This is a genomic window from Palleronia pontilimi (genome assembly GCF_016412875.1).
GTDB lineage: Bacteria > Pseudomonadota > Alphaproteobacteria > Rhodobacterales > Rhodobacteraceae > Palleronia > Palleronia pontilimi.
Window position 1 is genome coordinate 45,812 of sequence record NZ_JAEKPD010000013.1, and the last position, 13,258, is coordinate 59,069.

Here is a 13,258-nt window from a genome sequence, read left to right on the forward strand (position 1 = left end):
ATGGCGCACCCCCCGCCTCATAGCCCGGCCTTCCGGGCATAGCCGCGCGGCGTGTACATGCGCGGGCCTTCGCCCGAGCGCACCAGCCGCGACTGGGACGAGCCGACCAGCACCACGGTCAGCATGTCCACCTCGTCCACTTCGAGCGCGTCGAGCCTGCGATAGCGGATCTGTTCCTCGGGCCGCCCCAGCGACGATGCCAGCAGCACGGGCGTGTCGGCGGGGCGGTGCTGGAGCAGGATCTCGCGCGCCTCGGCCAGCAGGGTCCGCCGCCGCTTCGACACCGGGTTGTAGAAGGCGATGACGAAATCGCCCTCGGCCGCCGCGTGCAGGCGTTTCACGATATCCTCGCGCGGGGTCAGCAGGTCCGACAGCGAGATCGCGCAGAAGTCATGGCCCAAGGGCGCCCCCGCCCGGGCCGCCGCGGCCTGCAGCGCCGAGATGCCGGGCGACGAGATCACTTCGGCCCGCCGCGCCGCGTCGCTCACGCCTTTCTCGGTGCGGTCGAGCAGCTCGAAGACCAGCGCGCCCATGGCATAGATCCCCGCGTCGCCCGAGCAGACCAGCGCCACGTTGCGCCCCTCGCCCGCCAGTTCCAGCGCGTGGCGGCAGCGGTCCTCCTCGCCGCCCAGGGGGAAATCGTGGCGCTCTTTCCCGCCGGCCAGCGGACCCAGCAGGTCGATGTAAAGCCCGTAGCCCACCAGCGTGTCGGCATCGGTGATCAGGCGGCTGACCTCGGGCGTGCGCCACGCGGACTGGCCCGGCCCGATCCCCACCACCGACAGCCGGCCCCGCGCGCGGCCCGGCAGCTCGACCAGCGGCACGGGCGACAGGGCCAACGCGGCGGTGGCATGGGCGGTCTTGCGTTTCGCCACCAAAAGCCGCGCATCGGGGCCCGCGCCCGCCAGCGCCGCGTTCTCGCTGACCCCGTGGGTGCCGATCTCGGCGAAGACCACGTCCGACGGCGTCGCGCTGCGCGGTGTCTCGGCCTCCAACTCGGCCGCGGTGAACAGGCGCAATTCGCGCCCCAGCCGCATCGCCACCGCCAGGATAGCGGGCTCGTCGGCCTTCAGGTCCACGCTGGTCACGCAGGCCACGGCCCCCGGCGCGATTTGCGCCTCGTCCAGGACGCGGGTCACAAGCTCGGCCATCTCGTCCACCGGGCAGTCGCGCGACGCGCCCAGGCCCAGCACGGCGACCTGCGGGCGGAACACCAGCCCCTCGCCGCCCGGCGCGGTCTGGCACGTCAGGACAGGCCCCGACCCGCGCGGCAGACCGGCCAGCCACGGGGCGTCGCCCTCGACACGCGCGGACTCCCCGGCCAGAAGCCGCGCCATCACGTCCTTCGCGTCCTCGGGGTTCTCCAGCACGTATCCCGGCGGCGGCGCATCCAAAGCCACGCCCAGCGCGATGTCGCCCGCCGTGGTCACCGCCGCGATGCCGCCCAGCGCCCGCGCGATATCGCCCGCCAGCCGGTTCGCCCCGCGATGCCCGCCCAGCAGCGGCACCACCACCGCGCCGTCGTCGCTGACCGACACGACCGGCGGCTCAGCCCGCTTGTCCGACAGGATCGGGGCGACGGCGCGGATCAGGATGCCGCTGGCGCAGACGCCGACAACGGGCGTTCCCGCCGCGAACAGGTCGCGCGCGTGGTCCAGCGCGTTGTCGAACCAGGCATCCGCCCGCGCGACCCGACCCGCGCGCCCGTGCACGGGGCAGCCCAGCACGGCCGCGACGCGATGCGCGGTGTCTTCGCCCGCGCGCGACAGCGCCAGGACCACGGGTGTCAAAGCCACGGATCGTCCCCCTTGTTGAGCAGGATCATCGAGAAATACGGCGCCGCCTCTGGTGCCTCGGCCAGCGGGCAGATCCGCTCGTTCGGCAGGGTCGCGCGCTCGACATAGACGGCGCGGTCCAGAAGGCCCAGCCGTCCGATCACGTCACGGATCTTCGGCAGATGGCGGCCGACCTTCATCACGGCGACCGCCTCGGCCCCCGCGATGCGCGCTTCCAGCTCAGCCGCGGACAAGGGGCCGGGCAGGATGGTCACCCGCTCGTTGCGGGCGGCCAGCGGCAGCGCGGCCCGCGCCGACGCGGCCATGACCGACGACACGCCCGGCACGATCTCGATCGCGAACCGATCCTTCAGCCGCGCGTGCAGGTACATGAACGAGCCGTAGAAGAACGGATCGCCCTCGCAGAGGCACACGACGTCGCGGCCGCCCGCCAGCGCCGCACCGATCCGCGCGGCCCCGTCGTCATAGACGGCCTGGGCGGGCGCGCGGTCGCCGCGCATGGGCAGGTCCATGACGATCTCGTCGCAGCCTTCGGGGATCAGGTCGGCCACGATGGCGCGCGCGAAGCTGGGCGCGCCCGCCAGCGTCGGATAGGCGATCACCGATGCGCCCGCGACCAGCCGGGCCGCCTTGCGCGTCACCAGGCCCGGATCGCCCGGGCCGACCCCGACGCCGTAAAGCACGCCGCTCATCCGCGCCGAGCCCGGAACGGCGCGCGGCCTGTCCCATCTTTGTTCTCACAAATATCCCGGCGCAGCGCGTGACAGGGGCTCATCGCTTGATCAGGCTCCACTGGGTCACGGGCATGGCCGGGCGCCAGCCGCGAAACCGGCCCACGCCCTCGGCGCGCGCGGATTGCAGGCGGACCAGTTGGCCGCCGTGCCGCGCGTGCAGCGCGCCCAGGACGCCCTCGCTTTCCAGCGTCACCGCGTTGGCCACCAGCCGTCCCAGGGGCTTCAGCCGGTCCCAGGCCGCGTCGAACACGTCCTTGCCCAGGCCGCCGCCCAGGAACACCGCGTCGGGCGCGTCGAGCCCCTGCAGCGCGGCGGGCGCCGTGCCGTCGATCAGTTCGAGCTTCGGGGCGCCCAGCGCCAGCGCGTTGGCCGCGGCCATGGCCCGCCGGTCGGCGCGCGGCTCGATGCCGATGGCGCGGGCGTAGCGGGCGGCGCGCATCCATTCCACCGCGACCGAGCCGCAGCCGGTGCCCACGTCCCACAGCAGCGCGCCGCGCATGGGCATGAGCTTGGCCAACGTGACCGCGCGGACCTCCTGCTTGGTCATGGTGCCGTCGTGCTGGAACAGATCGTCGTCCAGACCCGGCACGCGCGGCAGCAGCGCCGCGTCCGGCGCCGCGACGCAGTCCACCGCGAGCGTGTTGAAGGCGGGCACGACATGGTTCCAGCTTTCGGCCACGCCGTCGAAGCGAGCTTCCTCCGCGCCGCCCATGTTGGCCAGCACCGTCATGGGCGAGCCGCCAAAGCCGCGCTCGGTCAGGAAGGCGGCGATGCGGGCGGGCGTCTCGGCGCCGGTGGTCAGGATCAGCAGCCGCGCGTCGGGCTGAATGAAGGCGATCATCTGCTCGACCGGACGGCCGTGGACGGTCAGGGTTTCCACGTCGGCCAGCGACCAGCCCAGCCGGGCGGCGGCCAGCTGGAAGGCCGAAAGCTGCGGGTGGTACAGGATCTCGCGCGCCGGGATCGCGCGGCCGATCCGCGCGCCCACCGAGAACCAGAGCGGATCGCCGGTGGCCAAGACGACCACGCGCCTGCCTCGATAGCCTTTCAGCATGTCGATCAGCGCGTCGAAGGGCGACGGCCAGGCGACGCGCTCGGCCGTGACGCTGTCCGACAGGCGGTGGTGGCGATCGCCGCCGACGATGATCTCGGCCGCCTCGAGCACGGCGCGGGTGGCCGGGGACAGCCCCGCCATGCCATCTTCGCCGATGCCCACGATATGCAGCCAGACGTCAGACATGGGGACCCGGATTTTTCGAAAAATCCGTCCAATTTTCCGGTAGGAAAATTGCGCCCCGGGTCATCCGCCTGTCTCCAGGCCCGACGCCAGTGCATTCACCGCCGCCGACGCCATCGCGGAGCCGCCGCGCCGCCCCTTCAGGCACACGTAGGCGCAGCCGCGGGGGTCGCGGGCCAGCTCGGCCTTGGATTCCGCCGCACCGACGAAGCCCACCGGGAAGCCAAGGATGACGGCGGGGCGCGGGCCGCCCGCGTCCAGCATCTCGAGCAGGTGGAACAGCGCCGTTGGCGCGTTGCCGATGGCGACCACCGCGCCCGCCAGGCGGTCGCGCCAGAGCTCGACCGCCGCCGCCGAGCGGGTGGTGCCCAGGCGCCGGGCCAGGTCCGGGACGCGCGGGTCGTTGAGCGTCACCACCACGTCGTTGCCCGCGGGCAGGTGGCGGCGGATGATCCCCGCGCCCGCCATTTCGCAATCGCACAGGATCGGCGCGCCCGCCGCCAGCGCCGCCCGCCCCGCGTCGTGGGCGTCCGGCGAGAATGCCAGGCGGTCGGCGATCTCGACCATGCCGCAGGCGTGGATCAGCCGGATCGCCAGCGCGTCGAGCCCGGCCGGGAACCGGTCCAGCCGCGCCTCGGACCGGACGGTCGCGAAGCTTTGGGCGTAGATGGCGGCTGGGTCTTTTTCGTAGGGGCGCAAATGGGGTGCCTTTTGCTTGCGTCGGATGCCTCCGGCGGAGGTATTTTTGGAAAGATGAAGTACCGGTCAGGGCTTCATCTTGCGGGCGCTTTCGGGGCCCAGCGGGTGATGTGCGTGGGGATAGGTCGCGTGGTGATGGTGGTGGTGGTCGTCGTGATCGTGGTGGTGATGATGCTGCGCCTCAAGACGACAGAGGCCGGTGCAGAACGTGTCGCAGAGCGCGCAATCGGCCACGTTCGAGCCGGGCGCATTGGCGCCCTGGCCTTCCACGTGGTGGTGGTGGCTTTCCTGGACCGCGCCGACCTCGGCCTCGAACCCCAGCACTTGCGTGCGGTACTTGCACAGCACGCAGGTGGGCGGCGGCACCGGGCCCGCGGCGGGGTGGTCGAGGCTCATCCGTTCGGCGGGCGCGATGTGGCGGTGGGCGCCGCCTTCGAGCTCGAGCACCTGTTCGCGGAATGGGCAGATGCCGCAATTGGGGATGGGCTGGCCGGTGTTCAGCTCCATCACCCGCTCGGCGAAAGTGTCGAGCACCTGCGCATGGTCGCCCAGATAGCCCGCCTTGACGAAAGCGATTTCGGGATGCGCGGCGGCGACACGGTCGGTGAAGCCGTAGATGCGGTCGATCAGGATGCCCGAGAACAGGAAATAGGGGAACACCACGACGCGCCTGTAGCCGAGCCGGGTGACGTGTTCGAGGCACGGCTCGACCAGCGGGAAGGTCACGCCGCTATAGCCGACCTCGTGCCAGCCGAAGCCGATGCCCTCGTGCAGCATCCGCGCGATCTTGGCGACGTTGCCGTTTGCGTCGGGGTCGGACGCGCCGCGGCCGATCACCACCAGGCAGGTGTCGTGCAGGTCGACCTTGCCGTCTTCCGCATCGGCGCGGGCCACGGCGTCGCGGATCCGCGCGGCGGCGGCGGCGATCATCTTCGGATCGATCCCCAGCTCGCGCCCGTAGCGGATGTCGATGCCGTGCTTTTCCGCATAGGTGTTCAGCACCGTGGGGATGTCGTTCTTGGCGTGCATGGCCGCGAAAAGCATGCCCGGGACGGCCAGGATGCGGTCGCACCCTGCGTCGCGCAGCCGGTCCAGCCCGTCGCGGATCACCGGGTTGGCGAATTCCAGGTAGCCGTAATCGACCAGCCAGTCCGCGGGCAGGCGGGCGGGCAGCTTTTCGGCCAGCGTCGCGAATTCGTCCACCGCCGACTGGCTGCGCGAGCCGTGGCCGCAGATCATCACGCCGGTCTTCATGCGGATTGCTCGGGCGTGGTGTCGTCGGCTGCGGTGTCGTCCTTGCGGGCCTTGCGATCCTTGGCCGCTTGCCAGAGCCCGATGCCCAGCGCGATCCCCACCGCGGCCCCGGCGATCCAGTGATCGTGGCCCGCCAGCGCGCCCAGATGGCCTGCATGGGCAAAGGCCGGACCGGGGACCGTCAGCAAAAGACAGGCGTATCGCATGGAGGCGTCTCCTTCGGCGGGCGGGGCCATCGGGCGCGCCGGGTCTTGCCCTGACGATACCACGCTGCCCCCCCGGTCTGGGTCGGGTGCGTCGTGGCCACCTGTCCGGCCCCTTGGGTTGCGGGGCGTCGTCGCGCCCGCCTTACACCCGCCGGGCGGCCCATGCAAAGCGATATGCGCTTGGTGCATCCGCGCACAGCCGCTTCGCCCTGCCCCGGCGGGCGCGCGGCGCTATCTTTCGGACCGTAAGGACATGGAAGGACAGGACATGGGCAAGCTGGTGGACGGCGTCTGGCGCGACGAGTGGTACGATACCGACAGCACGGGCGGCGAGTTTCGACGCTCGACCTCGAGCTATCGCAACTGGATCACGGCCGACGGCAGCGCGGGTCCGTCGGGCGAAGGCGGGTTCAAGGCCGAGCCGCATCGCTATCACCTCTATGTCTCGTATGCTTGCCCCTGGGCCAATCGCGCGCTGTTCTTCCTGGCGCTGAAGGACTTGCAGGACATCATCCAGGTGTCGGCCGTGCATCCGCACATGCTGGGCGACGGCTGGACGTTCGAGACGGACTTTCCCGGCACGACCGGCGACCGGGTTTACGGCTTGCCCTTCGCGCGCGACCTGTACCTGCGGGCCGATCCCAAGACGTCGGGTCGCGTGACCGTGCCGATCCTGTGGGACCTGCAGCGCGAGACCATCGTCAGCAACGAATCGTCCGAGATCATCCGGATGCTGAATTCGGCCTTCGACGGCATCACGGGAAATACCGACGATTACTGGCCCGAAGAGCTGCGGGACGCGATGGAGCCTGTGAACGACCGCATCTACGACACGGTGAACAATGGCGTCTACAAGGCGGGCTTCGCGACCACGCAAGCCGCCTATGACAAGGCGGTGCATCCGCTCTTCGACAGCCTGGACTGGATCGAGGGGATCCTGTCCGAAAACCGCTACCTCATGGGCGACTGCATCACCGAGGCCGACTGGCGCCTGTTTTCCACCCTGGTGCGGTTCGACCTGGTCTATCACCTGCACTTCAAGTGCAACCGCAAGCGGATCGTGGATTACCCCAACCTGTGGGGCTACACGCGCGAGCTCTACCAGTGGCCGGGCATCGCCGACACGGTGCATTTCGACCATATCGTCGAGCATTACCACTACAGCCACGAGACGATAAACCCGCACCGGATCATCCCGATCAACCCGGTGATCGACTGGACCGCGCCGCACGGGCGCGGCTGAGCCCTTGCCCCGGCCGCCCGGATCGGGTTCAAGCACGGCCATGAGCACCACCTGGATCACCATCTGCGACACCTGCAAGCGCGACGGCTGGGACGCCGGGGGCGCGGGGCAAACCGATGGCGAGGTGCTGGCGGCACTGGTCGAACGCGCGGCCGAGGGGCGGGGCGTGCGGACGCGGCGGGTGTCGTGCCTGATGGGATGCAGCCACGGCTGCAACGTCGCGATCCAGGCGGCGGGCAAGCTGGCCTACACGCTGGGCAAGTTCGCGCCCGAACCCGGGGACGCGCAGGCTATCGTCGATTACGCGGCGCTGCACGCCGAAAGCGACTGCGGGCAGGTGCCCTATCGGCAATGGCCGCAGGGCGTGAAGGGGCATTTCATCACGCGCCACCCGCCACTTCCGGACGATGGCTGAGCCACGCGACCACGGCGGCGGGCTCGACGCGGCGATTGCGCGGTGGGGCGGTGCACGGGCCGACTGGCTGGATCTCTCGACCGGGATCAACCCGGTGCCCTATCCGCTGCCGCCGCTGGCGCCGGACGCGTGGACGGCCCTTCCCGACCGGGCCGCCATGGGGCGCCTGCTGGACGCGGCCCGGGCCTTCTGGCGGGTGCCCGAGACCGCCCGGATCGTCGCGGCTCCCGGCGCGTCGGCGCTGATCGCCGCCCTGCCCGGCATCCTGCCCGACGCCCCCGTCCACATCCCCGCGCCCACCTATAACGAGCATCGCGCCGCCTTCGCCGCGCATGGCGCGCGCTTCGGCGACGCGACCGCCCCGATCCAGGTGCGGGTGCATCCGAACAACCCGGACGGGCGCTGGCTCGCCGCACGGCCGGACGCGCGGATCGCTATCATCGACGAAAGCTTCTGCGACGTGGCGCCCGACCGCTCGCTGATCGCGCACACGGCGCAGCCCGGCACGATCGTGCTGAAAAGTTTCGGCAAATTCTGGGGGTTGGCGGGGCTGCGGCTGGGCTTTGCCATCGGGCACGGGGCCACCCTCAGCGCGCTGTCCGACCGGATCGGCCCCTGGGCCGTGTCGGGCCCGGCGCTCGAGGTGGGCGCCGCGGCGCTTGGCGACACCGCATGGGCCGAGCGCACCCGGACGCGCCTGGCCCACGACGCCGAGCGGCTCGACCGCATCGTCACCGGCGCGGGGCTCACGCCAATGGGCGGGACGACGCTGTTCCGCCTTTACGCCTGCCCAACGGCCGCGGCATGGCACGAATGTCTGGCACGCCACCGCATCCTGTCGCGCGTCTTTCCCTACGACGCGACCTGGCTGCGCCTGGGCCTGCCCCGCCCCGACGCCTTCGACCGCGTCCGCGCCGCCTTCGCAAAGCCCTGAGCCCATGCGCCGTCCCGCCCCATCTTTGTTCTTCCAAATATCCCGGACCGACGCCCCCTGCCCTTGCGACGGTTCGCCAGCGTGACGCTGTTCGCGGCCCTTCTGCTCGACGCCGCGCTGGGCGAGCCGCGCTGGCTGTGGGACCGCGCGCCGCATCCGGCCGTGCTGATGGGGCGCCTGATCGGCTGGTGCGACGCGCGGTTCAACCGGCCGCCCGCGAAACCCGCGGGCATCGCGACGGTCGCGGCGCTGGTGGTGGGCGCGGCCCTCGCCGGGCGCGTCATCGAGGTGCTGCCCGGCGGCGCGCTCTGGTCGCTGCTGCTGGCCGCGATCCTGCTGGCCCAGCGCAGCCTGGCCGATCACGTGCGCGCGGTGGCCACCGCCCTGCGCCGCTCGACCGATGAGGCGCGCCACGCCGTCGCGCAGATCGTCGGGCGCGACACGGACGCGATGGATGGGGCCGCCATCGCGCGGGCGGCCATCGAATCGGGGGCCGAGAACCTGTCGGACGGCGTCGTGGCGCCCGCCTTCTGGTTCGCGCTGGCGGGTCTGCCGGGGCTGCTGGTTTACAAGATCGTGAACACCGCCGATTCGATGGTCGGCTACCGCACGCCGCGCCACGCCGATTTCGGCTGGGCCGCCGCCCGGCTGGACGACGTGCTGAACTGGATCCCGGCGCGCCTGACGGCGCTGCTGATCCTGCTGTCCCACGGCCGACCGGGGCTGTGGCGCCGCGTCCTGCGCGATGCGCCGCTACACCGCTCGCCCAATGCAGGCTGGCCCGAAGCGGCCATGGCGGCCGTGCTGGGCGTGGCGCTGGCGGGGCCGCGCTCGTACGACGGGCAGCTGCGCGACTTTCCGTTCGTGGGCCCCGAGGGCCACCGCGACGCGGGCGCGGACGACATCGAGCGCGCCACCGCTGCACTGTGGCGCAGCTGGGCGCTGATGGTGGGCATCGTCGGGCTGGTCGCGGTTCTCTGATCTTGCCCCGGCGGGCGCACCTGCTAGCTAGGCGCCGAAATTCCCACGACGGAGCCTTCCATGCGTCTGATCCCCCTCGCCGCGACACTGACCCTGCTGGCCGGCGTCGCCAGCGCCCAGCCGCAATGCGGCGGCAGTTTCGCCGATTTCCGCGCCGCCATGCAGGACGCGGCCATCGCGCGCGGCGTCGCGCCGGACACCGCCCGCGCGTTCTTCGACGGCACGCGCCAGGACGACGCCACGCTGGCGGCCGACCGCAAGCAGGGCGTCTTCACCCTGCCCTTCACCGAGTTCGCGCGCCGCCTGATCAGCGCCGACCGGGTCACCCGCGGGCGCGCCAATGCCGAGCGCTACGCCGACACCTTCGCCGCCATCGAGCGCGACTACGGCGTGTCGCGCGGCGTGCTGCTGGCCTTCTGGGCGTTCGAGACCGATTACGGCGCGTTCCAGGGCGACTTCAACACGGTCAATTCGCTGATGACGCTGGCCCATGATTGCCGCCGCCCCGAGCTGTTCCGCCCGCAGGTCTTCGCGGCGCTGGAGCTTTTCGCGCGCGGCGCGCTGGATCCCGACACCACCACCGGCGCCTGGGCGGGCGAGATCGGGATGGTGCAGATGCTGCCGCAGGACATCATCGAGAACGGCGTCGATGCCGACGGCAACGGCACGGTGGATCTGAAGACCTCGCCGCGGGACGCGCTGAGCTCGGGCGGCAAGATGCTGCAACATTTGGGCTGGCGCGCGGGCGAGCCGTGGCTCGAGGAAGTGGACGTGCCGGGCAGCATGGATTGGAGCCTGGCCAATATCGACACGACCCTGAGCCCGTCGGAATGGGCCGCTTTGGGCGTCACCCCGCGCGACGGCGGGTGGGACGCGGATCTGCCCGCGTCGCTGGTGCTGCCGCAGGGCCGCAACGGCCCGGCCTTCATCGCCTACCCGAATTTCAACGTCTTTTTCGAGTGGAACCAGAGCTTTACTTACGTCCTGACCGCCGCCTATTTCGCCACCCGGCTGGAGGGCGCGCCGGTCTTCGACGCTGGCAACCCGCCGCCGCCGCTGTCGGGCGCGCAGATGCGGGACTTGCAGCAGAAGCTGGCCGCGCGCGGCCATGACGTGGGCGAGGTCGACGGCATCCTCGGCGCGGGCACGCGGTCGGCGGTGCGGGCCGAGCAGCAGCGGCTGGGCCTGCCCGCCGATGCCTGGCCCACGACCGAGCTTTTGAACGCGCTTTAGGGACGCGCGGCGTCGGGCACGAACAGCGCCCCGAAGGCCGCCCAGTCCATCCGTCCCGCGCGCGCTTCGTCCAGCCAGCGGCGGGCGCGGTCGCGGCGGGAGTCGGGCACGAACGCCACCAGGTCTTCCAGCGGAACCTCGGTCCGGGGCGCGTCGCCGAAGGTGACGGTCACGCTGGTCTCGTCGAAGGCGTGCAGGCTTTGCGCCATCTCGATGTCGGGCCAGATCAGCCGCATCGCGCGGGTGCCGGGCCTGTATTCGGCGGTGAAGAGCGTGCCGAACCCGCCCGCGAAATCGGTCTGGTAGAGCGGCGCCCTGCCGAAGGCCGCGACCGCGGCGTCGCCTTCGTCCTTGCGGGTGACGCGGGTCAGGGCGGCCAGGCGTTCGACAGTCCGGGTGAACTCGGCTTTCAGCGGCAGGGGGCGGTCGAGCTGGTGGTTCGTCGCCACCGCGCCGGGGCGCAGGACGATCCCGCCGCCCGCGTGGACCTCGACCGACTGGACCCTGCCTTCGGCGTCGGCCAGCACCAGGTTGTAGTCCATGTGCGATGGCACCCGGTCCAGCACGTCCAGCGCCTGCGGCACGTCGCGGCAGGTTTCCAGCAGGTAGCGCAGGATCGTGCAGATGCCGAAGCCTTGCCCCACGCGCTCGGTGCCGCCGAAGGCAAGTGCCACCGACAGGCCGTGCTCGTTTATGCCGTCCGACAGGCCCCACAGGAATTCGACCATGCCCATGACGGGCGTGCCGGTCCACGCGCTGCGCAAAAGGAACCCTTCGTTCAGGTCCGGCGACAGGTCGTAGTTGCGGATCAGGCGGGTGTCGTCGCCATCCGAGAGGGCGGCCAGCGAGCAGCCGCCCAGATAGGCGGGCGGGCACCAGGTGGACAGGAACCGTGCCGCCAGGTCGCCGCCGCCCGCGAGCCGGGTCAGGTCGCGGTGGACCGGGACCAGCTCGGGCATATGCTCGGCCAACGCGGCCTCGCAGGCCTGGCGGGACGGCCCCGACGCGCCGCCACGGGCTTCGAACCAGGCGCGGTACTCGGGCCAGCAGGCATCCCAACGGGCGCGCCACTTGGCGCCGGGGAGATCCTCGGCGATGGCATCGAAGGTCATGGAATGGGTCATGTGCGTGTCCCTTGAGCATCGAAGAAGCGCAGCATCTCGGCCGAGGCGCCGGGCCCCTTGGGGTCGGCGTAGCTGCCGCCCGCGCCGCCGCCGAACCACGCATGGCCCGCGCCCTTGACCAGCCACAGCTCGGACGTGTCGCTGGTCAGGCGGGTCCAGGATCGCCCGTTGCCGCTTTCGGAGGTCTCGATCCCGTCGCCGGGCACCAGCATCCGCGCGTTGCGCGGCGACACCGTGGTATCCGACGTGCCGTGGAAGACGATGGCGGGGACGCGGGGCGCCCGCCCGGTGCCGCCCGCGCGCATGGCGGCGAAGGCGGCGTTCACGTCCTGCGCCGCGCCCGCGGGCAGGCCGGAATGGACGCCGATGGCGGCGAAGAGCTCGGGGTGGGTGTCGGCCAGCACGGCCGCCATGGCGCCGCCCGCCGACAGCCCGGCCACGAAGATCCGGTCGCCCACGTCGAATTCGGTGGCCAGATCACGGGCGAGGTTGGCGAGCATCTCGGCCTCGCCACCGGTGCGGGACTGGTGCGCGGGCAGGAACCAGTTCCAGCACGATTGCGCGTTCTGGGCGGCGGTCTGGGCGGGATAGGCGACGACGAACCCCGCATCCTCGGCCAGCGCGTCCATGCCGACGCCGCGGGCGAAATCTTCTGGCGTCTGGGTGCAGCCGTGCAGCATCAGCACGACGCCGCGGGCAGGCCTGGTGGGCACGAACAGCCGGTAGCTCCGCGCCCCGCCGCTGCAGGCGTGACGGCGTGACTGGATGCGCGCGTCGGTGTGGACCGGCGGGGCCTTCAGCGGCGGGGCCTGCGCGGGCAGCGGTTGGCCGCCCAGCGCCGACTGGATGATCGCCGTGGCGGCACCGGGATCGCCCGCGCGCGTGGCCTCGAGCGCCTGGCGCATGGCCTGCGAGAATTCTTCGTTCATGGGGTGGAAGACCTTTCCGTCAATGGGCGCTTTCGGGCGGCCCGGTTCATACCATGCGATCCTTAAGGACCGACTTCACCGCCGTGGGCGCCTGTAACGATCCCAGCACGCTGAGCGAGCCGATGACCTGCGCCGCCAGTTCGGGCGACACGTCGTCGGCGATCCGGGCAAGGCCCAGCACCCGCAGGTGCAGCGTCTCGCCCGCGTCGCGCATGGCTTCCAGGTCGGCGCGGCTGAGGTCGATCAGCCCCATTTCCACCTGGTGGCGGGCGACCGATTGCTCGACCGCGCGCGCATCCGTGACGAGTTGCGCGCGGATCGCGGCGCGAATGAAATCGGAGCGGTTGGTGTAGAAGCCCTCGCGCACCAGCAGGTCGATCCGGCCCAGGTCCACGTGGCCCAGGTTGATCGTGAGTTTTTCCGTATCGGCGCTGCGATCCGGCAGTCGGTGTATCTTGGGCATCTACTTACCA

General features: G+C 71.4%; 14 protein-coding genes. 5 read left to right on the forward strand and 9 right to left on the reverse strand.

The genetic code is table 11. From position 1 onward, the window contains the following. Positions 1 to 17: 17 nt before the first annotated feature. The 6 genes from cobJ to ILP92_RS12825 all read right to left on the reverse strand — a co-directional run bounded on the left by cobJ (position 18) and on the right by ILP92_RS12825 (position 5,926). Positions 18 to 1,796 (reverse strand): precorrin-3B C(17)-methyltransferase, encoded by a 1,779-nt coding sequence (gene cobJ / locus ILP92_RS12800; RefSeq protein WP_198916803.1) that lies wholly within the window; start codon positions 1,794 to 1,796, stop codon positions 18 to 20. Beyond that, entirely contained in the window at positions 1,787 to 2,488 is a 702-nt protein-coding gene (gene cobI / locus ILP92_RS12805) for a precorrin-2 C(20)-methyltransferase (protein ID WP_198916804.1), read from the reverse strand. The genes cobJ and cobI overlap by 10 nt, the downstream gene beginning before the upstream one ends. Before the next feature lie 79 nt (positions 2,489 to 2,567). Then, complete coding sequence (gene cbiE / locus ILP92_RS12810) at positions 2,568 to 3,770, reverse strand: precorrin-6y C5,15-methyltransferase (decarboxylating) subunit CbiE (RefSeq protein WP_198916805.1); 1,203 nt, start codon at positions 3,768 to 3,770, stop codon at positions 2,568 to 2,570. Between the two features lie 60 nt (positions 3,771 to 3,830). After that, positions 3,831 to 4,466 (reverse strand): precorrin-8X methylmutase, encoded by a 636-nt coding sequence (locus ILP92_RS12815; protein WP_198916806.1) that lies wholly within the window; start codon positions 4,464 to 4,466, stop codon positions 3,831 to 3,833. 66 nt (positions 4,467 to 4,532) lie between these two features. Beyond that, positions 4,533 to 5,720 carry a sirohydrochlorin chelatase gene (locus ILP92_RS12820; protein ID WP_198916807.1) on the reverse strand — a complete coding sequence of 396 codons (1,188 nt, stop codon included), beginning with the start codon at positions 5,718 to 5,720 and terminating at the stop codon, positions 4,533 to 4,535. Beyond that, the gene (locus ILP92_RS12825) at positions 5,717 to 5,926 is read right to left on the reverse strand and encodes a DUF6732 family protein (protein WP_198916808.1); all 210 of its coding nucleotides are present in this window, start codon (positions 5,924 to 5,926) and stop codon (positions 5,717 to 5,719) included. The genes ILP92_RS12820 and ILP92_RS12825 overlap by 4 nt, the downstream gene beginning before the upstream one ends. A gap of 268 nt (positions 5,927 to 6,194) precedes the next feature. Between ILP92_RS12825 and ILP92_RS12830 the strand changes: the two genes are divergently transcribed. The 5 genes from ILP92_RS12830 to ILP92_RS12850 all read left to right on the forward strand — a co-directional run bounded on the left by ILP92_RS12830 (position 6,195) and on the right by ILP92_RS12850 (position 10,732). After that, positions 6,195 to 7,169, forward strand: coding sequence for a glutathione S-transferase family protein (locus tag ILP92_RS12830; protein WP_198916809.1), 975 nt, complete (start codon positions 6,195 to 6,197; stop codon positions 7,167 to 7,169). Positions 7,170 to 7,209: 40 nt separating this feature from the next. Beyond that, on the forward strand, positions 7,210 to 7,584 hold the full coding sequence (locus tag ILP92_RS12835) for a DUF1636 family protein (RefSeq protein WP_198916810.1): 375 nt from the start codon (positions 7,210 to 7,212) through the stop codon (positions 7,582 to 7,584). Continuing rightward, positions 7,577 to 8,518 (forward strand): threonine-phosphate decarboxylase, encoded by a 942-nt coding sequence (locus ILP92_RS12840; RefSeq protein WP_198916811.1) that lies wholly within the window; start codon positions 7,577 to 7,579, stop codon positions 8,516 to 8,518. The genes ILP92_RS12835 and ILP92_RS12840 overlap by 8 nt, the downstream gene beginning before the upstream one ends. Positions 8,519 to 8,599: 81 nt before the next feature. Then, a complete protein-coding gene (cbiB, locus tag ILP92_RS12845) occupies positions 8,600 to 9,499 on the forward strand; it encodes an adenosylcobinamide-phosphate synthase CbiB (protein WP_198916812.1) in 900 nt (299 codons plus the stop codon). Between the two features lie 60 nt (positions 9,500 to 9,559). Continuing rightward, complete coding sequence (locus ILP92_RS12850; RefSeq protein WP_198916813.1) at positions 9,560 to 10,732, forward strand: lytic murein transglycosylase; 1,173 nt, start codon at positions 9,560 to 9,562, stop codon at positions 10,730 to 10,732. On the opposite strand, the gene ILP92_RS12855 is transcribed toward ILP92_RS12850, so the two are convergent. Genes ILP92_RS12855 through ILP92_RS12865 form a run of 3 tightly spaced genes read right to left on the reverse strand, consistent with a single transcriptional unit; the run spans position 10,729 to position 13,248 of the window. Beyond that, positions 10,729 to 11,856 carry a C45 family autoproteolytic acyltransferase/hydrolase gene (locus tag ILP92_RS12855; protein WP_198916814.1) on the reverse strand — a complete coding sequence of 376 codons (1,128 nt, stop codon included), beginning with the start codon at positions 11,854 to 11,856 and terminating at the stop codon, positions 10,729 to 10,731. The two genes, ILP92_RS12850 and ILP92_RS12855, sit on opposite strands and share 4 nt — an antisense overlap. Next, positions 11,853 to 12,785 (reverse strand): extracellular catalytic domain type 1 short-chain-length polyhydroxyalkanoate depolymerase, encoded by a 933-nt coding sequence (locus ILP92_RS12860; protein WP_198916815.1) that lies wholly within the window; start codon positions 12,783 to 12,785, stop codon positions 11,853 to 11,855. The genes ILP92_RS12855 and ILP92_RS12860 overlap by 4 nt, the downstream gene beginning before the upstream one ends. A gap of 46 nt (positions 12,786 to 12,831) precedes the next feature. After that, positions 12,832 to 13,248: a ribbon-helix-helix domain-containing protein gene (locus ILP92_RS12865; protein WP_198916816.1), complete on the reverse strand. Its 417-nt coding sequence runs from the start codon at positions 13,246 to 13,248 to the stop codon at positions 12,832 to 12,834. Positions 13,249 to 13,258 lie beyond the last annotated feature (10 nt).

Bases quoted from the DNA above. Each gene is read 5' to 3' on its own strand.
- ILP92_RS12835 (WP_198916810.1), top strand. From the start codon at position 7,210: ATGAGCACCACCTGGATCACCATCTGCGACACCTGCAAGCGCGACGGC.
- ILP92_RS12830 (WP_198916809.1), top strand. From the start codon at position 6,195: ATGGGCAAGCTGGTGGACGGCGTCTGGCGCGACGAGTGGTACGATACC.
- ILP92_RS12820 (WP_198916807.1), bottom strand. From the start codon at position 5,720: ATGAAGACCGGCGTGATGATCTGCGGCCACGGCTCGCGCAGCCAGTCG.
- ILP92_RS12865 (WP_198916816.1), bottom strand. From the start codon at position 13,248: ATGCCCAAGATACACCGACTGCCGGATCGCAGCGCCGATACGGAAAAA.
- cbiE (WP_198916805.1), bottom strand. From the start codon at position 3,770: ATGTCTGACGTCTGGCTGCATATCGTGGGCATCGGCGAAGATGGCATG.
- ILP92_RS12840 (WP_198916811.1), top strand. From the start codon at position 7,577: ATGGCTGAGCCACGCGACCACGGCGGCGGGCTCGACGCGGCGATTGCG.
- cobI (WP_198916804.1), bottom strand. From the start codon at position 2,488: ATGAGCGGCGTGCTTTACGGCGTCGGGGTCGGCCCGGGCGATCCGGGC.
- ILP92_RS12825 (WP_198916808.1), bottom strand. From the start codon at position 5,926: ATGCGATACGCCTGTCTTTTGCTGACGGTCCCCGGTCCGGCCTTTGCC.
- ILP92_RS12860 (WP_198916815.1), bottom strand. From the start codon at position 12,785: ATGAACGAAGAATTCTCGCAGGCCATGCGCCAGGCGCTCGAGGCCACG.
- ILP92_RS12855 (WP_198916814.1), bottom strand. From the start codon at position 11,856: ATGACCCATTCCATGACCTTCGATGCCATCGCCGAGGATCTCCCCGGC.
- ILP92_RS12850 (WP_198916813.1), top strand. From the start codon at position 9,560: ATGCGTCTGATCCCCCTCGCCGCGACACTGACCCTGCTGGCCGGCGTC.